Below are 19,417 nucleotides of genomic sequence, written 5' to 3' on the forward strand. Positions count from 1 at the left end.
ACCCGGGCCAGCCCACGATCGAGTGTGTAGGCACAGGAGGAGGCGGGTGAGGATGCTGGGTAGGGGCGTGTGCGGCGAGGCCCTGGTGACCGCTCGCGCCCGGGCGGCGCCGGCCCGGCGTGGGGGTGGCCCAGGCTGCTCCGTACCGCGAGCACGGGACGGCGTGAGGGTGGCGGGTGCGACCGACGCTCGGTGGCGCTCCCCTGCGGCCGCGCTGCCACTTCACCGCCGCCATGTGGTCGGCTAGCCTCCGCCGCGGAGGAGGTCCACGCGCATGCCCGCCGCACGGAGTGACGGCCAGCCACGGCAGGTCCCGATGCGCCCGCGGGCAGGCACGCCCCGGCGGCGCGCGGCCGACCTGCTGGCCCTGGCCTGGCTCGCCGGGCTGGCGGCCTGTGGCGCCTCCGGCCCGGCCGAGGTGGCGCCGGCGCCCAGCATCTCCTCCTTCGCCGCGGCCCGGTCACCGCTCACCGCCGGGGAGGCCACCACCCTCACGGCCGTGTTCGCTGGTGGCACCGGCCGCGTGGACCCGGGCGTGGGGCCGATCGAGAGCGGTGTCCCGGCCGGCACCGGCGCGCTGGCCGAAGACACCACCTTCACGCTCTCGGTGGGCGGCGAGGGCGGCACCGCCGAGCGGACGGTGCGGGTGGTGGTGGTCGCCGCGCCGGTCGTGCCGGTGGTCACCGCGCCCGCCCTGCTGACGGCCGGCGCGGCCGGCGCGGCGTCGGTGCCACCCCAGGACGGCGTGACCTTCGAGTGGACCATCACCGGGGGCACCTTCCCGGGCGGGCGCAGCGCCACCACCGGCGCCTCGACCACCTTCACCGCCGGGGGACCAGGCGTCCTCCACCTGGCCTGCACCGCCACCAACTCCGCCGGAGCCACCTCCGCGCCCGGGGCGCGGGACGTGACCCTGGTGGCCCCCCCGGCCATCGCCTCCTTCGCGGCGGCGCGCTCGCCGCTCACCGCGGGCGGCGCCACCTCCCTCACCGCCACCTTCAGCGGCGGCGCGGGCGCCGTGGACCACGGCCTGGGCCCCGTGACCAGCGGCGTGGCCATGCCCACCGGCACCCTCGCCGGCACCACCACCTTCACCCTCACCGTCACCAACGCCGCCGGCGACTCCGTCACCGCCCAGGCCACCGTGCTGGTGGTGGCCCCCCCGGCCATCGCCTCCTTCGCGGCGGCGCGCTCGCCGCTCACCGCCGGCGGCGCCACCTCCCTCACCGCCACCTTCAGCGACGGCGCGGGCGTCGTGGACCACGGCCTGGGCCCCGTGGCGAGCGGCGTGGCCATGCCCACCGGCACCCTCGCCGGCACCGCCACCTTCACCCTCACCGTCACCAACGCCGCCGGCGACTCCGTCACCGCCCAGGCCACCGTGCTGGTGGTGGCCCCCCCGGCCATCGCCTCCTTCGCGGCGGCGCGCTCGCCGCTCACCGCCGGCGGCGCCACCTCCCTCACCGCCACCTTCAGCGGCGGCGCGGGCGCCGTGGACCACGGCCTGGGCCCCGTGACCAGCGGCGTGGCCATGCCCACGCCCCTCATCGGCGAGGACACCACCTTCACCCTCACCGTCACCAACGCCGCCGGCGACTCGGTCACCGCCCAGGCCACCGTGCTGGTGGTGTCCCCCCCGGCCATCGCCTCCTTCGCGGCGGCGCGCTCGCCGCTCACCGCGGGCGGCGCCACCTCCCTCACCGCCACCTTCAGCGGCGGCGCGGGCGTCGTGGACCACGGCCTGGGCCCCGTGACCAGCGGCGTGGCCATGCCCACCGGCGTCCTCGCCGCCACCACCACCTTCACCCTCACCGTCACCAACGCCGCCGGCGACTCCGTCACCGCCACGGCCGCGGTGCAGGTGGTCCCGCCGCCGGTGATCTTCCGGTTCGCCGCCACCCACGCCGCGCTCCCGGAGGGGAGCGCCACCACCCTCACGGCCACCTTCGCCGGCGGCGCGGGGGCGGTGGACCAGGGGCTCGGCGCCGTCCTGAGCGGCGTCCAGGTGCCCACCGGGGACCTGGCGCAGTCCACCAGCTACACGCTCACCGTGACCAACGCGGCCGGCGACTCGGTCACCTCCACCGCCACCGTCGCCCTGCTCCCCGCCACCAGCGTCATCACCTTCACCACCGAGGGCGAGACCTTCGCGCCGGTGCTGGTGGTGGAGGGCTCGCCGGACATCCTCTGGACCTTCGCCGACGGCACCACCAGCACCTCCCGGTCGCCCACCAAGTCCTACGGCTCGGCGGCCTCCAGGCCCACCACCCTGCGGGTGACGCCCTGGAGGGCGCTGCGGCGCATCAACCTGGGCTACGACGCCAGCGACGGCGGCTCCCCTGCCATCGAGCAGGTGCCGGACCAGCACGTCTCGGCGGTCGCGGGGCTGGAGGTGGTGGCGCCCACCCTGGCCCAGTGGTGCTCCTCCTACAACCAGCTCACCGCGCTGGACTTCGGAGACTTCACCAACCTCGACACCATCGAGTGCTACCACTCGGCGACCCTCACCAGCGTGCGACTGGTCAACACGCCGCGCCTGAGCCGGGCCTGCTTCGAGGACTGCCACCTCGCCGCCCTGGACGTCTCGGAGAGCCCCCATCTGGCGGACCTGCGCGGCGCCCTGAACGCCTTCCCCACGGTGGACTTCGGCGGCGTCCGCTTCGCCGAGGCCTGGCACATCTGCATCCGCGAGAACCCCCAGCTCACCAGCCGGTCGCTGTTCGCCGCCGCCGACCAGTTCCCCGCCATGGCGGAGCTCTGGATCTGGGAGACCCACCAGGCCGGGGCGCTGCGGCTCGGCTCCACCCACCCCACCCTGGACGTGAGCATCCTGGCCGCCACCAACCAGTACGACTCCCTGCTCCTGGCCGGCGCGCTGCAGAACCCCGGCGCCCGGGGGGTGGTCAACCTGCGGCGCAACCTGCTCACCCGGGTGGACCTGACCGGCTGCGTCCAGCTCACCGAGCTCTACCTGGCCGACAACCTGCTCGGCGAGGCCGAGGCGGACGGCATCCTGGCCACCCTGGACTCCCTGGGGCGGGCGCGCCTCGGCGCCAGCGATCTCACGACCCTGGAGGTGGACCTCACCGGCAACGCCAGCCCCAGCGCCGCGGGCCGCGCCAGCGCGGTCCGCCTGGCGTCCAGGGGTTGGACCGTCCGGACCCGCACCTGGACCGAGACGCCGCCGGCCGCGGCCGGCCCCACCCCCTGAGGCCTGGGCCGGAGGCCGGGCCTCGGCCCGGCCCTGGCCCGCTCGTGACCACGCCCTGGCCAGGCGCTCACGGGCCGAGGGGCGCGGCCCTCGGCGCGGCTGGCGCGGCGCGAGCCGGCGGGCCGGCCAGCGGCGCCAGGCGGAGCCGCTCCTGCGCGATCCGGTCGAGCAGCGCCGCCAGCCGGAGGCCGGCCTTGACGAGGGCGGCCTCGGCGCGCGCCCGCTGGCGGGACGCGTAGTCCGCCGGCACCAGGAGCCGCTCGGTCCTGGTCGGCGTGGCGCCCAGCTCCTGGTAGACGGCGCGGGCCAGCCGGTTCGATTCGCCCGCCCAGTCCGCCGGCGAGCGGTCGGCCGTCCAGGCCCGGCGCGAGGCCTCGTCGAGGGCGGCGTCGAGCGCCGCGGCGGCCTCCGTCGGCGACCGCCCCGCCAGGATGGGCCAGACCACCACCGCGTCCCAGACCACGTGCAGGTTGGTGTCGAAGGGTGGGCTGCCGGCCCTGGCCGGGAGGCGCACGCCGCCCAGGTTGCCCTGGCGCCACCCCTGCGCAGCGTGCAGCGGCTGGTGCAGGTCGCCCACCACGTGGACCAGCCACCGCAGCGCCTCGAGGCGACGCCCCGGGTCGTCGTCGCGCGCCAGCACCTCGGCCGCCCGCTCGATGCAGGCCACGGCGCACAGCCCCCCCGGGCAGTCGCGCGCCGCGTCGTAGCGCCCGGCCTCGAAGGGGATGTCCACCCAGTGGTTGGGCGCGTTGGCCCGCGTCCGGTGGTCGTCGGCCCAGACCGCCACCTCGTGGTCCGAGAGGTGCCCGTCGCCCAGCAGCTCGCGCACCAGGGCGCTGGCCTCTGGCCCGAGCCGCCGCTCGGCCAGCGCCCCGACCAGCTCGTGCCCCTCGTCGTTCCAGGCCCGCGCCGGGCCGGGGCCGAGCTGGGCGGCCAGCGCGAGGAGCGGCAGGAGGCGGCGCACGGGCCGGATCATAGCGCCCGCGCCGCCGCCGGGCCGCGCGGCGGGTTCGGCGCGCCGCGGCGAGGGCCCTCCGCCCGCCTGCGCCGGATCAAGGCGCACCGGGAGTCCGGCCTGCTAGGGTGCCCGGATGCGCTCGCTCCCGCTCCTCGTCCTGCTGGCCACCGGCTGCGCCGCCCCCGGGTTCGTGGGCCAGGTGGGCCGCGTCACCCCGGTGAAGGACGTGCGGCTCGGCCTCGGCGCCGGGTACCAGGTCAACACCTCGGCGGCGGCGGTGGTGCTGGACGGCCGCGACCTGGCCAGGCAGCTCTCCGGGAAGTCGGTGGCCTGCCCCGATCTCGCCGCCCAGGACTGCTGGACCCTGGCGGACGTCCGGCCGGTGGTCCGCGCCGGGATGCGCTTCGCCCTGGCGGCGCCGCTCTCCGCCAACACCTCGCTGTCGGGCCGCTACGGCTACGCCGACGGCCTCGACGTCGGGCTGCGCTTCGGCCCCGACAACAAGGGGCTCGACCTCGGCTGGCAGGCCTTCGGCCCGCGCGACGCCGCCGTGGAGGGGTGGGCCGGCTCGCTCTTCGCCGGCTGGACCAAGCGCGACATGGGCACCCTCGGCGCCATCATCGAGGACGTCCTGCAGGGGAGCGCCTCGCTCGACGACTACTCGCTCACCTTCGTGGCCGGCCGCCAGTTCCGCCAGGTGGCCCACGTCTACCTGGGCGGCCGGTACATCTACTCCCGCTGGAAGGTGCAGGTGCTGCCCGACCTGCCGATCGTCTACGACGGGGCCGCGTCGCAGCGGGCCCTGCTCGGCACCGACCCGTCGGGGAGCCTCCACCACGTGGGCGCGGTCCTCGGCGCGGCGGTGGGCTGGCGCAGCGTCTTCCTGGGCGCGGAGCTGAACCTCCTGCAGACCTTCGGCCGGGCCGAGGTGCTCTTCGAGGAGGTGAGCCTGTCCGGCTTCGGGGTCATGCCCGCCGTCTACCTGTACGGGCAGTTCTGAGCGCCCGCCCGCCCCGCGGACCGCCCCGGAGCGGCTACCCGCGCACCAGCGAGGCCAGCTTGGACACGTCCACCGTGCGGGCCTGCTCCTGGATGGCCCCGGTGTAGCGCTGCTGCAGGGCCCGCCCGTCGGCCAGGGTGGCCTGGAAGGCCTGGCGCACCGCGTCCGCGGTCAGGGTGCGGCCGCTGGCGTAGTAGCGCTTCGCCACCTGGCCCAGCGCGTAGGTGGAGGCGAAGGAGACCGCCGAGCCGGTGGCCGCGCCGGCCAGCCCGCCGAGCAGCCCGCCGGCCAGCCGGCCCAGCAGCCCACCCACCAGCTTGCGCCCCACCTGCTCGACGTACTGCGACGCCAGCCCCACGCCGGCGGTGGCCAGGAAGTCCTTCACGTGGCCGGCGTCGAGCTCGTAGCCGTGGGCCTGGCCGAGCCGGTACACCAGCCGCATCTGCAGCGGGATGATGGCCAGGGTGGCCAGCGACTGCGGCAGGAGCTCCAGCGCCCCGTTGAGGATGGCGGCGTCGAGGATGGTCTTGTCGAGCGCGGCGCCGTCCGGCGCCGCCCGCCCGGCCGGCCCGGCGGCGGGGCCCGCCCGCGGCCCGAGCGGCGCCGACACCAGCGCCCCGGCCTCGCGCCGGTAGGCCGCGGCCGCCGCGGCGTCCAGCCCGAGGGCGTCGCGCAGCCGCTCCAGGAAGCGCGCCTCGGCCTCGCCGTGGGCGCCGTCGGCGTCGCAGACGCCCACCGCCAGCTCGAAGGCCGCCTGCCTGCCCTCCGGCGAGGTCAGCGTAGCGGCCACGATGGTGGGCGTGAGGCGCCCGGTCCGGATCTCCTCCACCAGCGCGTCCAGCCGGTCGGCCGCCTCTGGGGCGAGCGAGCTGGCGATGCGCCGGAGCTCGGCCTGCTCGCGGGCGTCCTGCGCGCCGTCGGCGAGCGCGGCCATGAGGGCGATGGCGAGGGTGGCTTCCCGTTCCTGGCTGGTCATGTCCGGAGCATAGGCGCAACCCCCGGCCCGCCGCCCGACCCGGCCCCGACTGGCACGCCGCGCCGGCCCACCCCGATGGCGGGAGGTGCTACCATCGTCGCCCTCGATCGCGGAGACTGGCCCCTCATCCCGCAGCCGGCCCCCTGACCAGTGCCCACCAGCCTCGACTTCCCGACGCTGTCGCTCTCCACCTCGGTGCTGGTGCTGGCGCTGGCGGCCGCCATGCTCTACGTGAGGGCCACGCGGCGCACCTACCCCGGCTTCGACCACTGGGTGGCCGGGGCCCTCTTCGCCGGCCTGGCCTCGCTGCTCGGCGTGTTCCGCGGCGAGCTGCCGTCCCTGGTCAGCGCGGTGATCGGCAACACGCTGGCCAGCCTGGGCATCGCCCTGGTGGCCTCGGGGCTGGAGCGCTTCCTGGAGCGACCTGGCCGGTCCTGGCCGCAGCTGCTGGGGGTGGGCGCCACCCTCGCCACCTCCGTGGCCTTCACCTGGTGGTGGCCGTCGCTGCGGGCCCGGGTCGCCACGGGTGAGGCCATCTACCTGGTGCAGGTGAGCCACTGCCTCTGGCTGGTGGCGCGCGGCATCGCCCCGGCCCTGGGAGGGCGCAACCGGCTGCTCGAGCTGGTGCTGGGCCTGCAGGCCGGCTGGGGGGCGGTGCGCGTGGCGCTGGTGACGCTGGGCGACGGCAGCTTGGGCCCGCTGCTCGACGGCGACTTCGCCCGCGACCTCACCTTCCTCCTCTACCCCACCACCACCGCGGTGCTCACCTTCGGGCTGACCGTCCTCGACCTGCAGCGCGTCGAGGCCGACCTGCGCGCCTCGGTGGAGGAGGTGCGCACGCTGCGCGGCATCATCCCCATCTGCGCCACCTGCAAGAAGGTGCGGGAGGGGGCCGACTGGACCCGCATCGACGCCTACGTGCAGCAGCACACCGAGGCCCAGTTCAGCCACGGCATCTGCCCGGAGTGCCTGGACCAGCTCTACCCGGGCGGCATCTGACCGCCGGAGGCGTGACCCTCCCGGGCGCGCGCCCGGGATGCCCTCCCGGGCGCCGAGCCCGGCGTCCCGCGCGCGGGGCGCACGCGCGGGGACGCGCCGCGGCGCCCTGCCGCACCGTTCCCTGGCGGCCTCGAATGGGAGGAGACTCCCGGGTGTCGGCGTGCCGCGGGCAGACGCGCGGCCGCCCTCGCGCAGGGGGACGCCATGAAGAAGCGGCTCTACGGCTTTGGCGGCGGCAAGGCCGACGGCAACCGGAACCTCAAGGACCTGCTCGGCGGCAAGGGCGCCGGCCTCGCCGAGATGTCGGCCATCGGCATCCCGGTGCCGCCGGGCTTCACCATCACCACCGAGGTCTGCACCGCCTTCTACGCGGCGGGGAAGCGGCTGCCCCGCGGGCTGGAGGGCGAGCTGCGCGCCGCCCTGGCGACGGTGGAGCGGCTCACGGGCAAGGGGTTCGGCCGGGCCGCCGCGCCGCTGCTGGTCTCGGTCCGCTCCGGCGCGCGCGTCTCCATGCCGGGCATGATGGACACGGTCCTCAACCTGGGGCTCAACGACGACACCGTGGCCGGCCTGGCCGAGGCCACCGGCGACGAGCGCTTCGCCTGGGACAGCTACCGGCGCTTCTGCGCCATGTTCGGGGACGTGGTGCTGGGCCTGAAGCCCGAGCGCAAGGAGGACCGCGATCCCTTCGAGGAGCTGCTCCACGCCAAGAAGGACGAGCTGGGCGTGCGCAGCGACGCCGACCTGCCGGTGGCGGCGCTCAAGCAGCTGGTGGGCCAGTTCAAGGCGGTCATCCGCGAGCGGCGCGGCGTGGAGCTGCCGGCCGACCCCTTCGCGCAGCTCCTGCTGGCCGTCAAGGCCGTCTTCCAGTCCTGGGACAACGACCGGGCCGACGCCTACCGCCGGCTCAACGGCATCCCGTCCTCCTGGGGCACCGCCGTCAGCGTCCAGGCCATGGTCTTCGGCAACCTGGGCGACGACTCCGGCACCGGGGTGGCCTTCACCCGCAACCCGGCCACCGGCGAGGACCAGTTCTACGGCGAGTTCCTGGTGAACGCGCAGGGCGAGGACGTGGTGGCCGGCACCCGCACGCCACAGAAGCTCTCCGAGCTCTCGCGCCGGTGGCCCGCCATCGGCCGCCAGCTCCTGGCCGTGCGGCGCACGCTGGAGCGGCACTACGCCGAGATGCAGGACATCGAGTTCACCGTCGAGCGCGGCACCCTCTACGTGCTGCAGACCCGCACCGGCAAGCGCACCGGGCTGGCGGCGGTGCGCATCGCGGTGGAGATGGCGGAGGCCGGCCTCATCGGCCGCGACGAGGCGGTGCTGCGCGTCGACCCCGAGGCCCTCAACCACGTCCTGCGCCCGGTCTTCGACGAGGCGGCCCGGGCCGAGGCGGTGGCGGCCGGTCGGCTGCTGGCCACCGGCCTGCCGGCGGGCCCCGGCGCCGCCTCGGGGCGGCTGGTCTTCTTCGCCGAGGACGCCGTCGCCTGGCGGCGGCGCAACGGCGAGCAGGTGGTGCTGGCGCGCCACGAGACGAGCCCGGAGGACATCCGCGGCATGGCCGCGGCCGAGGGCTTCCTCACCGCCTTCGGCGGCATGACCAGCCACGCCGCGCTGGTGGCCCGGCAGATGGGCAAGGTGGCCATCGTGGGCTGCGAGGCGCTGACCTTCGACTACCAGGCCCGCACCATGACGGTGGCCACCGCCAGCGGACCGCGGGTGCTGCGCGAGGGCGACTGGATCTCCATCGACGGCATGGCCGGCCAGGTCGTGGAGGGCCGGCTGGCCACCAGCCCCTCGGAGGTGGTGCAGGTGCTGCTGGAGAAGAGCCGCCCCGCCGCCGCCGCGCCGATCTACCGGCGCTTCGCCACGCTGCTCGGCTGGGCCGACCAGGCGCGCCGCCTCGGCGTGCGCGCCAACGCCGACCAGCCCGACCAGGCCGCCACCGCGGTGGCCTTCGGCGCCGAGGGCATCGGCCTGTGCCGCACCGAGCACATGTTCTTCGGCGAGGGGAAGATCGGCCCGATGCGCGAGATGATCGTGGCCGAGACCGTCGCGGAGCGCCGCGCCGCGCTGGCGCGCCTGCTGCCGCTGCAGCGGGCCGACTTCGCCGGCCTCTTCGCGGCCATGGCGCCGCGGCCGGTGACCATCCGCACCATCGACCCGCCGCTGCACGAGTTCCTGCCCCAGGACGAGGCGGGACAGGCCGAGCTGGCGCGCGCCACCGGCCGCACGCTGGCGCAGGTGCGCGGCCGGGTGGCCGAGCTGCACGAGTCCAACCCCATGCTGGGCCACCGGGGCTGCCGGCTCGGCATCACCTACCCCGAGATCACCGAGATGCAGGCGCGGGCCATCTTCGAGGCGGCCTGCGACGTGGCCGCCACCGGCAAGAAGGTGCTGCCCGAGGTGATGATCCCGCTGGTGGGCGCCAAGGCCGAGCTGGACGACCAGGCCGCCATCGTGCGGCGGGTGGCGGCCGAGGTGTTCCGCGAGCGGGGGCGCGCCGTGCCCTTCCACGTGGGCACCATGATCGAGGTGCCGCGCGGCGCCCTCACCGCGGCGGCCATCGCCGAGACCGCCGAGTTCTTCTCCTTCGGCACCAACGACCTCACCCAGACCACCTTCGGCCTGTCGCGCGACGACACCGGCCCGGTCCTGGCCAGCTACCTGGAGCGCGACATCTGGCCGGTGGACCCCTTCGTCTCCATCGATCGCGAGGGCGTGGGCGCGCTGATGCGCCTGGCGGTGGAGGGCGGGCGGCGCACCCGGCCAGGGCTGCAGCTCGGCATCTGCGGCGAGCACGGCGGTGATCCGTCGTCGGTGGCCTTCTGCCACGAGCTGGGGCTGGATTACGTCTCCTGCTCTCCCTATCGCCTGCCCATCGCGCGGCTGGCGGCGGCGCAGGCGGCGCTGCGCCAGGCCGGGGCGAAGCGGAAGCCCGGGGCGAAGCGGAAGGCCGGGGGCGCGGTGCGGCGCAAGGCGACGGCGAGCCGGCGGCCGCCCGTGCGGCGCACGGTGAAGCGGCGTCGCTGACCGGTGGCGCGGCCGGGGAGGTGGCGGTGCGCCTGCCTTCCTCCCTCCATGGGCCTGGGTGGACTGGTCGTCCCTGTCGGGGCGAGGGTGGACACTTCGTCATCCCCGCAAGGCTGTACATGGATTGACCATGTCAATATTGAGCGCATTGCTCCAGCAACGCCCAGCTGCGGCACGATTGTCGATTCCTGATTCCGGAGTTCATTGACGTGGATCAGCGATAAGGCATTTAACCCACTACAATCAATGAGTTCCGAGTCGTGCGTGGGACTGGTGGTCCGCCGCGCCGAGCGTACATTGGCCCAAGTCATCCGCGCAGCCCGCGCGGAGCAGGGGAGGGTCACCATGGACAGCAACTATTCGGCGCTCACCTTCGAGGAAGTGGCCGTCGCCAAGGCCGCCATTCGCGTCTTCCGGTACCTGGCGGTCGTGGCCACCGCGGTGCTGGTGCCCGCGGTGGTGGTGCTGGTCACGCCGCTGGTCGGGTGGGCGCTGGTCGCCGCCATCGTCTTCAGCCCGCTGGTCTTCGCTTACGTCCTGGTCCTGGCCGCGCGGCAGGCCGCCGAGGAGCGCCGCCAGGCAGCGCCCTGACTCGGGCCGGCCCGGGCCTCGCCCGCCCTCGCCGCGGGCGCTCCGGGCGCTCCGGGCGCTCGGGGCGCTCGGACGCTCCGGACGCTCCGGACGCGCGGCGTGAGGCGTGGGGCGTGCCGCTGGCGCACGGTGTGTGAGGCCGCGTCCCGTCGTCGGGGACCCGGCCAGGCCCAAGCGGTCGGATTTCGTGGCGGCGCCGGCGGCATGGCCGGTGCACCGGTGGCTCCTCGCCGGCCGCCCTCCCTCGACCTCCGCCGGCACGAAAGGCAGGCCGCTCCATGCTGAAGCCCTTGCTCGCGCTCGCGGCGATCGTCGCCGTGCTCTCCGCCACTGGCTGCTGCCTCCCGCTGCACGGCGGCAGGTACTACGGCGACGACCGCTGGTCCGACTCGGATCGCCCGGCCTCGCCGGGCCACCGCAGCCGCCCGCACCGCTGAGCGGTAGAGGCCCCGCCGCCGGTGAGGGCGTGGCCACCGCCGGGCGGCCGCGCCCTCACCACTCGCGGAGGAAGTGGCAGGTGTAGCCGCCCGGGTGCTTCAGCAGGTAGTCCTGATGGTCGGCCTCGGCGCGGTACCACGGCCCCGCCGGCGCGATCTCCGTGACGATGACGCCCTTCCACCGACCGGCCTGCTGCACCCGCGCCTTGACCGCCTCGGCGGTGCGGCGCTGCGCCTCGTCGGCGTAGAAGATGGCGCTGCGGTACTGCGTGCCCCGGTCGTTGCCCTGCCGGTCCCTGGTGGTGGGGTCGTGCATGCGGAAGAACCACCGCTCGAGCAGCTCGTCAAAGCCGAGCCGCCTCGGGTCGAAGACCACCCGCACCGCCTCGGCGTGGCCGGAGCGCGAGTCGTGGGTGTCCTGGTAACGCGGGTTCAGGAGCCACCCGCCGGTGTAGCCCACCTCGGTCTCGAGGACGCCCGGGATCTTCCTGAGGAGGTCCTGCATGCCCCAGAAGCAACCTCCGGCCAGCACCGCCACCTCGCGCTCGCCGACCGGGCGGGGCGCGGCGGTGGCCGGCGGCGCTGGCGCCGGGGCGGGCCGGGACGCCGCGGCGGGCCGCTTCACCGCGGGTGATGTCGGCTGGTCGGCCGGCGCAGCGGCGGGCAGGAGGGTGGCGGCCAGGAGGGCGGCGGCGAGCGCCCGGCCCATCAGGTGGACGGCGGGGGCGGCAGTGGACGACGGCATGGCAGGGTCTTAGCGGGGAGGGCGGGGTGGCGCCTCCTCCACCTCGTCGTCGGCGCCCTGGGCCAGCAGCGCCTGGGCCCGCTCGGTCTTGATCGGCGCCCCCAGCGCGGCGATGGCCCGCGCCCGGCCGAGCACGTTGCCCTTCCCGGTGGCCAGCTTGGCGCGCGCCGTGTCGAAGGCGTCCTTCGACTGGTCGAGCCGCTGGCCCACCTCGTCGAGGTCGGCCACGAAGCCGGCCAGCTTCTCCAGCAGCTTGCCGGCCTCCTCGGCGATCTCCTGGGCGTTGGCGTTCTGCTTCTCCGACCGCCAGACGTGGGCCACCAGCTGCAGGGCCGCCAGCAGGGTGGTCGGGCTGCAGAGCACGATGCGGTGGCGGAAGGCCTCCTCGTAGAGCCCGGGAGCGCGCGACAGCGCGGCGTGGAAGGCCGCCTCGTTGGGCACGAAGAGCAGCACCAGGTCCACGGTCCGTTCGGCCACCACCTCCGGGTAGCGCTTGGCCGCCAGCCCCTTCACGTGGGTGCGCACCGAGGCCAGGTGGGCGTCGAGCGCGGCCTCGCGCGCCTCCGGGCTGGTGGCGCGCGCCGCCTCAACGAAGGCGGTGAGCGAGCACTTGGCGTCCACCACCAGGGCCCGGTTGCCCGGCAGGTAGACCAGCGCGTCGGGCTGCTTGCGGCCGCCGGCCTCGTCCTGGTGGCTCACCTGCAGGGCGTACTCGCGCCCGGCGGTGAGCCCGGCGGTCTCGAGCACCCGCTCCAGGACCAGCTCGCCCCAGTCGCCCTGCGCCTTGGACTCGCCGGTGAGGGCCCGCGACAGCGCCTCGGCGTCCTCGTGCAGCCTCCCCTGCGTCTCCTGCAGGCGCCGCAGGGCCTCCAGCAGGCTGGCCCGGTCGCGGTTCTCGGCGTCGTAGGTCTTCTCGACCTTGGCCTCGAAGGTCTCGAGCCGCGCCCTGAGCGGCGCGAGCAGCGCGCCCAGCCCCTCCTGGCTGCGATCGAGCAGCGCCTTCCCCTTCTCGTCGAGGACGCGGCCGGCCAGCTTCTCCACCTCGGCCCGCACCTGCTCGCGGGTCCGCTCGGCCTCCAGCCGCCGCTCGCCGGCGGCGCGCCGCTCACCGTCCAGCTCGGCGCGCGCCCCCGCCAGCTCGGCGGTGAGGGCGGTGAGCCCCTGCCGCGCCGCGGCCGCCTCGCGCTGCGTCGCCTCCGCCGCCCGGCGCGCCTCGGCCACCTGCCCCTCGCGGGCTCGCAGCTGCTCGCGCAGCGCCGCCAGCTCCAGGTCGGCCGCCCGCCGCGCCTCGCCGCCGGCCGACTCCAGCGCCAGCCGCCGCAGCCACAGCCCCACGCCGAGGCCTGCCGCCAGGAAGACCAGCGCCACCACCACCGTCGTCGCGACGTCCATGCCTCCTCCTCTCGCCACCCGCGCCACCCGCGCGCGGCCTGCGCCGACTGCGCCGACTGCGCCGACTGCGCCGCCCGCCCCGGTGCAACATGGCTGCCCGGAGCGCCCTGGCGCCCGCGCCGGCCGCGTCCGCCCCCCGGCCACGCTCGGGAACGCGGCGACCGCGGTCACGGGGTGGTGGCAGGGCGCTGGACCCCATCTCTAGCGCGGCCCCCTGTCTGCGGCGTCGGCAGCCGGGGTGGGCCTAGGGGTCGGGGTCGAGGTCGGGGTCGGGGTCGGGGTCTAGGTCGAGGTCGGGGTCGGGGTCGGGGTCGGGGTCGAGGTCGGGGTCGGGGTCGAGGTCGAGGTCGGGGTCCAGGTCACGATCGCGGCCGCGGTCCACCGCTCTCCCTCTCCCCCAGCCCGCTGGGGGAGAGGGCCGGGGTGAGGGGGCAGCACGAGGGAGGGGGCCGCCTGAGCAGTGCCCGCGAGCCCCGCCTCCATTCACCCTCGGTGACCACCGCCCTGCCCGCGCCCCCCGGCGCCCCGGCTGTCAGACCCGCGGCGCATACTGTACGCATGAGCAGCCGCGCTCCAGGTCCGGGTCTCCTCCTTCCGCCCCCCGGCGCGGAGGCCCTGTCCCCCTCGGCCGCGCTGGCCGAGGCCGCCTGGCAGCTCGAGCAGGTCCCCTTCGAGGAGCGGCGCCACGTGCTGCGCGGCGAGGCCGGCCTGCTGATCGACGGCCTGCTCACCCGCGTGGCCCGCGGCCAGGGCGCGCTCGAGGTCTCCCTGGCCGAGGGGCTGGCGGCCCTCTCCGCCGGCGACCGGCTGCTCCGGCTCGGCTACTCCTGCGTCGGCGACTACGCCCGCGAGCGGCTCGGCCTGGCCGGCCGGACCGCGCAGGCCCTGGTGCGGCTCGGCGCGGGGCTGACCGAGCGGCCGGTGCTCCGGGCTGCGGTCCGCCGCGGTGAGGTGAGCCTGCGCCGGGCCCAGGTGGTCCTGCCGGCGGCGCGCGGCGAGGCCGAGGCCGCCTGGGTGGAGCGGGCCCGGGGTGAGACCACGCGGGCCCTCGAGGCGGCCGTGGCGGCCTGGGCGCGGGGGGAGCGGGAGGCGGTGGAGCGCGACCCGGACGAGGAGAAGGCGGCGGACGGGGCAGCAGCAGGAGGCCAGGGTGCGCAGGTGCGGGCGCCACCGGCTTCACCCAGGTTCGACGACGACGAGCCCTGGGAGCGGCTGGTCCTCCCGCTCCCTCCCGAGACGGCCGACACGCTCGACCGGGCCTGCGCCCTGGCCGGCCGCCTGCTCGGCGCCGCCTCCCCCACCTGGCAGCGGCTCGAGGCCATCGCCCAGGAGTACCTCGGCGAGCACCCGCCCGACGACGCCGACCAGGAGGTGGCGGCCTGCGGCATCGAGGCCTGGGACCCGCCGCCCGACGGGACCGATCCCGACGGGTTCGATCCCGACGGCTCGGGTCCCGACGGCTCCTGCCCCGGAGACCTGTCGCCCTGGGCCAACGGCCCCCGGCCTGGCCGCCCTCCCTCCCTCTCCGAGCCCATCCCCGCTTGGAGCGCCGACCTCGAGGCCGTCCTCGAGCAGGAGTTCCACCGCTGGGACTTCCTCGCCACCGTCGAGCCGGTCGGCTCCCCTCCCCTCCTCGCCCTCGGCCTCTCTCCCCAGGACCTCGACCTCGAGCTCCGACACCTCTCCTCCCTGCGCGCCCGCTGGGACGAGCTCCTCGGCCACCTCGCCCTCCTCCTCCGCTCCCTCGGCCTTTGGCGCGACATGGGCTTCCTCTCCTTCCCCCACTACCTCAAGGAGCGCCTCGGCCTCGGCACCCGCGCCGTCGAGCAGCGCATCGCCCTCGAGCGCCGCCTCCACGAGCTCCCTCCACTCCGTGCCGCCCTCCGCGCCGGCCGCCTCTCCTACGAGCAGGCCCGCCTGGTCGCCCGCGTCGCCACAGACGACCTCTCCACCGAGGCCTGGGTGGCCCGCGCCGAGGGGCTCTCCTGCCTCGCCCTCCAGCGCCTCCTCGACACCTCCTCCACCGCGCAGGTGCGGGCGCGCGGCCACCTCGACCTCCGCGTCCCGAGCAGGGTCGGCGTCCTCCTCGCCGCCGCCTTCCGCGCCGCCGAGCGCGCCTCCGGCCGCTGGCTCTCCCAGCCCGCCTGCCTCTCTGCCCTCTGCGACCACTTCCTCCTCACCTGGGCCGGCCTCCCTCCACCTCGCCGCTCCGTCCAGCGCCGGGTCCTCCACCGCGACCACGGCCTCTGCCAGGTCCCAGGCTGCAGCCGCGCCGCCGCACGCCCACCACCTCACCTTCCCGCCCACGGCGGCTCCGACCTCCCAGACAACCTGGTCGCCCTCTGCGCCGCCCACCACCTCCACGGCGTCCACGCCGGCTGGCTCAGGGTCCACGGCTCCGCTCCTCACCACCTCTCCTGGGAGCTCGGCGAGCGCCGCCCGCCGGGGCCGGACCTCGGGCACCGGGCACCGACGGAGGACTGGCGAGCCTGAGCGCGGGTGAGGTGGCGGTGGGCGTGGCGGTGGGCGTGGCGGTGGGCCTGGCGGTGGGCCTGACCGTGGGCCTGACCGTGGGCCGGGTCGGTGGGGCCGGGCCGTGAAGCGCGGCCGCTCCAAACTCACGGTCAGGTACGACAGCGATGCCCCCACGAACACGGGACGAGAAATCCAGACGGGCCGTCCGCCCCTCCCGCCTTCACGGGACCTACCCGAGGCTGTTTGTCGCGGTACCACGTCCACGGACCGCGATGAGCGAACCCCACGACCAGACCTGCAGCGCCATCGTGAACCCACGCCGGGCCCCGCGGCTCGCGGTGCGGTGCCTGGTCCGGGCCGCGGCGCTGGATCGCCCCTGGACCACCGAGACCGAGGACATCAGCCAGCATGGCTGCCAGCTGCTGGCGCCGCTGGCGCTCCCGCGCGGGCAGGAGGTGCGGCTGGTGCTCACCTACCCGAGCCTGCCGGAGGCGCTGCACGTCGCCGGGGCGGTGGCCTGGGCCGGCCCCCACGCCCCGTGGCGCCACGGCGTCGCCTTCGACGCGGCGAGCCTGCCCGCCGCCGAGCGCTGGATCCTCCGCCTGCTGGCCATCCACCCGGAGCTGTCCTGCGCCCCACGGCTGCCGGCCCGGCTCGACCCGAGCGCCCGGCTGCACCTCGGCGAGCCGCCGCGCCACATCGTGGACTTCACCCACGAGGAGCTGGCGGTGCTCCACCTGGTGCGCGCCGGCGCCACCGCGGGCGAGCTCCGGGAGCGGCTCGGCGCCCACTGGAGCACCTCGCTGCGAGCCCTCTTCTCGCTCCTGAACCGGCGGGCCGTGACCTTCGACCGGACCGAGGGCCCCGCGCCGGACGCCTGGGACGCGGCGCTCGGCCCGAACGGCCCGCTCCGCCCACCCGGGGAGCCGCAGCGGCTGGCGCGGTTGAACGCCAGGCCTGCCCCGACGCCGGCCGGCAACTAGAATGCCTGGCATGCCCCTCGTCGACCTCGACACCATCCCGCAGGTCCCGCTCGACTTCATCAACGCTGACCACCGCGAGGAGGCCAGGCTCCTCAACGAGCTGGCCGAGGCCATCGCCGACCACCGGGCCGGCACGGTGGGCCCGGAGGCGGTGGTGGCCACCTTCCAGGTGCTCTACCAGCACACCGAGGAGCACTTCGGCCGGGAGGACCAGGCCATGCAGAAGAGCGGCTTCCCGCCCTACCAGATGCACCACTCAGAGCACGTCCGCGTGCTGGCCGAGCTGGCCGCCGAGGGGCGGCGCTTCGCCGAGACCGGCGACGCCGTCCGGCTCGACACCTACGTGACCAAGGTGGTCCCGAGCTGGTTCGTGAACCACATCCAGTCGATGGACCTCATCACCGCCCGCTTCGTGTCGATGCAGGACGGGTAGCCGGCGACCGGCCCGGGGCGCGATCCACCCCCAGGGGAGACCGGTCGGCAGGGAGACCGGGCCTCGGCGCGGCCGGCCCTCCTCGCGACCACTCAGCCCTCGCCGGGGTTCATCTCGCGCAGGTCCGGCAGCAGCGAGAGCACGTCGTGCTCGGCCACCACCGGCACGGCGCTGGCGAGGTCGGCGTGATCCCAGACCTCGCCCCCCGGGTTTGGCTCGAGCGCCTCGGCCACGTTCGGCGACAGGGCCAGCGTCAGGCGCGACGAGAAGATCCAGGCGTGCGGCGAGGTGGCCGGCCAGCGCCAGGCCTCGATGGCCTCCACCGCGTGCTCCCATGCCTCGTCGCCCGTGTAGCCGAGCGCGTCGAGCTCCCTCGCCAGCGCCTCGGCGATGGCCCGCACAGCCGCCTGGTACCGCGCGGTCAGCGCCTGCACCGCCTCCGGCTCCGGCACCACCACCTCGGTCGTCACCGCCTCGATCATCGGGTCCTGCGCCTCCGCGCCGTGTCTTCTACCAAGCGCCACCCGTGGCGCGCCAGCCGGGTGTGCGCTCCGTTCCCCACTGGGTGGCCCACCCGGTGGCCCACCCGATCGCTCACCGGATCGCTCACTTGATCGCTCACCTGATCGCCCGCCCGATCGCTCACCTGATCGCCCGCCCGATCGCTCGCCTGATCGCTCGCCTGATCGCTCACCCGATCGCTCACCTGATCAGTCACCTGATCGGTTGCCCGATCGGGCACCTGATCGTTTGCCCGCTGGCCCTCCGGGGCGCGGACTTTCGTCGGCCTGCCCGCCGGACGGACGCGACCGCCGTCGGGCGCGCGGGGCGGCGCTGGCATAGACTCCTGGGCCAATGCGGACGGAGCTGCACGTCGACTTCCTCGGCGCCGAGGTGCACGGCCTGCCGGGCCGGCTCGGGCTCACCAGCGCCCCGGGCGGCTGGTGGCCGGGGCGCGCCATGCCCCGCGACGGCGGTGAGCTGCTCGAGGACGACCTGCGCCTCCTCACGCAGGATCACGGCGCCAGCCTGCTGGTGACCCTCCTCACCGCACGCGAGGTGGCCAGGCTCGGCGACCTGAAGCGCCGCACCCGGTCGCTCGGGGTCGAGTGGCTCCACCACCCCATCCCGGACATGTGCCCCCCCGGCTCGCCGGCCGCGGCGGACAAGGTGGTGGAGCGCCTGGTGGCCCACCTGGGCGAGGGGCGCACCGCGGTGGTCCACTGCCTGGCCGGCCTCGGCCGGACCGGCACGGTGGCGGCCTGCCTGCTGGTGGAGCGCGGGCGCAGCGCCGAGGAGGCGGTGGCGGCGGTGCGGGCGGCCAGGCCGGGCTCGGTGCAGACCTCCGAGCAGGAGGCCTTCGTGGGCGCCTACCAGGCCTGGCGGGTCGAGCGCGCCGCCCGCCCGCCGCGGCGCCGCTTCTTCTTCAGGTGAGCGCCGGCCCGGCGCCTCCGCCCGGGACCTTCCGCGCCAGGGCACGCTCCACCTCGTGCCGAGCCTCCTCGGGCAGGCCGTGCTCGGCCAGCCCCTGCAGGATGAGCGCGACGTAGCGGCGCTGGGGCGGGGCGCTGGTGCGCCGGTCGGAGCGGGCGACGAAGACCTTCACCGCCAGGGCCTCGACGCCGCCCTGCGGCCGGGCGGCCTCCACCTGCCGGTCGACGAGGTCGTAGCCGCTCTCGAACTGGCGCAGCGCCTCCAGCCCGTCCAGCGCCATGCGGTAGATCACCCCGTGGACACAGTCGCCGGGCGAGCGCTCCACGTTGGCCCGCGCCGAGCCGTCGGCGCTGCGCTTGTCGAAGACCAGGCAGTGGTCGCGCAGCACGGCCGGGCGCGCCTCGGAGAACGCGGCGCCACGCTCGCGCATCCGGTCGACCATCAGGTTGGAGCCGTAGGCGAAGTACCTGATCACGAGCTGCCCCGCTTTCCCTTCCATGATGTAGGCCGCACGGACGCGCCGTTGTGACGCCCGGGACCTCTCCACCAGGCCGGACCATCCGTCTGGGGCCCCCGGGCCCGGGCACGGCGCCCACATCGACCGCGGAGGTGGTCCCGGCCCCCACGCCACCAGGTGCGGCGTGTGGCCGCGGCAGGCGGGCCGCAGCGGTCGAGCTCGGGTTCGGATTCGGGTTCGAGGTCACCGGGAACCGCTCCCCCTCTCCCCCAGCCCGCTGGGGGAGAGGG

General features: G+C 75.9%; 17 protein-coding genes. 10 read left to right on the forward strand and 7 right to left on the reverse strand.

What is annotated here, in order from left to right; translation table 11 throughout:
* The first annotated feature begins 316 nt into the window (after positions 1-316).
* The gene (locus IPO09_13695; protein ID MBK9518373.1) at positions 317-3,211 is read left to right on the forward strand and encodes a hypothetical protein; all 2,895 of its coding nucleotides are present in this window, start codon (positions 317-319) and stop codon (positions 3,209-3,211) included.
* Between the two features lie 67 nt (positions 3,212-3,278).
* Here the strand turns inward: IPO09_13695 and IPO09_13700 are convergent, their stop codons facing one another.
* Positions 3,279-4,175: a S1/P1 nuclease gene (locus IPO09_13700; protein MBK9518374.1), complete on the reverse strand. Its 897-nt coding sequence runs from the start codon at positions 4,173-4,175 to the stop codon at positions 3,279-3,281.
* Between the two features lie 127 nt (positions 4,176-4,302).
* Here IPO09_13700 and IPO09_13705 point away from each other — a divergent pair, with 127 nt between their 5' ends.
* Positions 4,303-5,169 (forward strand): hypothetical protein, encoded by an 867-nt coding sequence (locus IPO09_13705; GenBank protein MBK9518375.1) that lies wholly within the window; start codon positions 4,303-4,305, stop codon positions 5,167-5,169.
* 34 nt (positions 5,170-5,203) lie between these two features.
* Here IPO09_13705 and IPO09_13710 read toward each other — a convergent pair whose 3' ends face one another.
* Entirely contained in the window at positions 5,204-6,145 is a 942-nt protein-coding gene (locus IPO09_13710) for a TerB family tellurite resistance protein (GenBank protein ID MBK9518376.1), read from the reverse strand.
* A 150-nt stretch (positions 6,146-6,295) separates the two neighbouring features.
* Between IPO09_13710 and IPO09_13715 the strand changes: the two genes are divergently transcribed.
* The 4 genes from IPO09_13715 (at position 6,296) to IPO09_13730 (ending at position 11,208) form a co-directional block, all read left to right on the forward strand.
* The gene (locus IPO09_13715) at positions 6,296-7,144 is read left to right on the forward strand and encodes a hypothetical protein (GenBank protein ID MBK9518377.1); all 849 of its coding nucleotides are present in this window, start codon (positions 6,296-6,298) and stop codon (positions 7,142-7,144) included.
* Between the two features lie 204 nt (positions 7,145-7,348).
* Positions 7,349-10,180 carry a pyruvate, phosphate dikinase gene (locus IPO09_13720; protein ID MBK9518378.1) on the forward strand — a complete coding sequence of 944 codons (2,832 nt, stop codon included), beginning with the start codon at positions 7,349-7,351 and terminating at the stop codon, positions 10,178-10,180.
* A 345-nt stretch (positions 10,181-10,525) separates the two neighbouring features.
* Entirely contained in the window at positions 10,526-10,771 is a 246-nt protein-coding gene (locus IPO09_13725; protein MBK9518379.1) for a hypothetical protein, read from the forward strand.
* 278 nt (positions 10,772-11,049) lie between these two features.
* Positions 11,050-11,208: a hypothetical protein gene (locus IPO09_13730; protein ID MBK9518380.1), complete on the forward strand. Its 159-nt coding sequence runs from the start codon at positions 11,050-11,052 to the stop codon at positions 11,206-11,208.
* A 55-nt stretch (positions 11,209-11,263) separates the two neighbouring features.
* Here IPO09_13730 and msrA read toward each other — a convergent pair whose 3' ends face one another.
* The 3 genes from msrA to IPO09_13745 all read right to left on the reverse strand — a co-directional run bounded on the left by msrA (position 11,264) and on the right by IPO09_13745 (position 13,727).
* Positions 11,264-11,953, reverse strand: a complete 690-nt coding sequence (msrA, locus tag IPO09_13735; GenBank protein ID MBK9518381.1) for a peptide-methionine (S)-S-oxide reductase MsrA — start codon at positions 11,951-11,953, stop codon at positions 11,264-11,266.
* A gap of 9 nt (positions 11,954-11,962) precedes the next feature.
* Positions 11,963-13,345 (reverse strand): DNA recombination protein RmuC, encoded by a 1,383-nt coding sequence (gene rmuC, locus IPO09_13740; GenBank protein MBK9518382.1) that lies wholly within the window; start codon positions 13,343-13,345, stop codon positions 11,963-11,965.
* A gap of 244 nt (positions 13,346-13,589) precedes the next feature.
* Positions 13,590-13,727: a hypothetical protein gene (locus IPO09_13745; GenBank protein ID MBK9518383.1), complete on the reverse strand. Its 138-nt coding sequence runs from the start codon at positions 13,725-13,727 to the stop codon at positions 13,590-13,592.
* Between the two features lie 176 nt (positions 13,728-13,903).
* Between IPO09_13745 and IPO09_13750 the strand changes: the two genes are divergently transcribed.
* The 3 genes from IPO09_13750 (at position 13,904) to IPO09_13760 (ending at position 17,236) form a co-directional block, all read left to right on the forward strand.
* Entirely contained in the window at positions 13,904-15,838 is a 1,935-nt protein-coding gene (locus IPO09_13750; GenBank protein MBK9518384.1) for an HNH endonuclease, read from the forward strand.
* A 254-nt stretch (positions 15,839-16,092) separates the two neighbouring features.
* Positions 16,093-16,803 (forward strand): PilZ domain-containing protein, encoded by a 711-nt coding sequence (locus tag IPO09_13755; protein ID MBK9518385.1) that lies wholly within the window; start codon positions 16,093-16,095, stop codon positions 16,801-16,803.
* Positions 16,804-16,813: 10 nt separating this feature from the next.
* Positions 16,814-17,236 carry a hemerythrin family protein gene (locus IPO09_13760; protein ID MBK9518386.1) on the forward strand — a complete coding sequence of 141 codons (423 nt, stop codon included), beginning with the start codon at positions 16,814-16,816 and terminating at the stop codon, positions 17,234-17,236.
* Positions 17,237-17,328: 92 nt separating this feature from the next.
* On the opposite strand, the gene IPO09_13765 is transcribed toward IPO09_13760, so the two are convergent.
* Complete coding sequence (locus tag IPO09_13765) at positions 17,329-17,706, reverse strand: hypothetical protein (protein ID MBK9518387.1); 378 nt, start codon at positions 17,704-17,706, stop codon at positions 17,329-17,331.
* Positions 17,707-18,091: 385 nt separating this feature from the next.
* Between IPO09_13765 and IPO09_13770 the strand changes: the two genes are divergently transcribed.
* On the forward strand, positions 18,092-18,670 hold the full coding sequence (locus IPO09_13770; GenBank protein MBK9518388.1) for a dual specificity protein phosphatase family protein: 579 nt from the start codon (positions 18,092-18,094) through the stop codon (positions 18,668-18,670).
* Here IPO09_13770 and IPO09_13775 read toward each other — a convergent pair.
* Positions 18,663-19,145 (reverse strand): gamma-glutamylcyclotransferase, encoded by a 483-nt coding sequence (locus IPO09_13775; protein ID MBK9518389.1) that lies wholly within the window; start codon positions 19,143-19,145, stop codon positions 18,663-18,665. The two genes, IPO09_13770 and IPO09_13775, sit on opposite strands and share 8 nt — an antisense overlap.
* Positions 19,146-19,417: the final 272 nt, after the last annotated feature.

This window comes from Anaeromyxobacter sp. (assembly GCA_016718565.1).
Taxonomy (GTDB): domain Bacteria; phylum Myxococcota; class Myxococcia; order Myxococcales; family Anaeromyxobacteraceae; genus JADKCZ01.

Bases quoted from the DNA above. Each gene is read 5' to 3' on its own strand.
- msrA (MBK9518381.1), bottom strand. From the start codon at position 11,953: ATGCCGTCGTCCACTGCCGCCCCCGCCGTCCACCTGATGGGCCGGGCG.
- IPO09_13770 (MBK9518388.1), top strand. From the start codon at position 18,092: ATGCGGACGGAGCTGCACGTCGACTTCCTCGGCGCCGAGGTGCACGGC.
- IPO09_13750 (MBK9518384.1), top strand. From the start codon at position 13,904: ATGAGCAGCCGCGCTCCAGGTCCGGGTCTCCTCCTTCCGCCCCCCGGC.
- IPO09_13760 (MBK9518386.1), top strand. From the start codon at position 16,814: ATGCCCCTCGTCGACCTCGACACCATCCCGCAGGTCCCGCTCGACTTC.
- IPO09_13720 (MBK9518378.1), top strand. From the start codon at position 7,349: ATGAAGAAGCGGCTCTACGGCTTTGGCGGCGGCAAGGCCGACGGCAAC.
- IPO09_13705 (MBK9518375.1), top strand. From the start codon at position 4,303: ATGCGCTCGCTCCCGCTCCTCGTCCTGCTGGCCACCGGCTGCGCCGCC.
- IPO09_13730 (MBK9518380.1), top strand. From the start codon at position 11,050: ATGCTGAAGCCCTTGCTCGCGCTCGCGGCGATCGTCGCCGTGCTCTCC.
- IPO09_13695 (MBK9518373.1), top strand. From the start codon at position 317: ATGCGCCCGCGGGCAGGCACGCCCCGGCGGCGCGCGGCCGACCTGCTG.
- rmuC (MBK9518382.1), bottom strand. From the start codon at position 13,345: ATGGACGTCGCGACGACGGTGGTGGTGGCGCTGGTCTTCCTGGCGGCA.
- IPO09_13725 (MBK9518379.1), top strand. From the start codon at position 10,526: ATGGACAGCAACTATTCGGCGCTCACCTTCGAGGAAGTGGCCGTCGCC.
- IPO09_13755 (MBK9518385.1), top strand. From the start codon at position 16,093: ATGAGCGAACCCCACGACCAGACCTGCAGCGCCATCGTGAACCCACGC.
- IPO09_13710 (MBK9518376.1), bottom strand. From the start codon at position 6,145: ATGACCAGCCAGGAACGGGAAGCCACCCTCGCCATCGCCCTCATGGCC.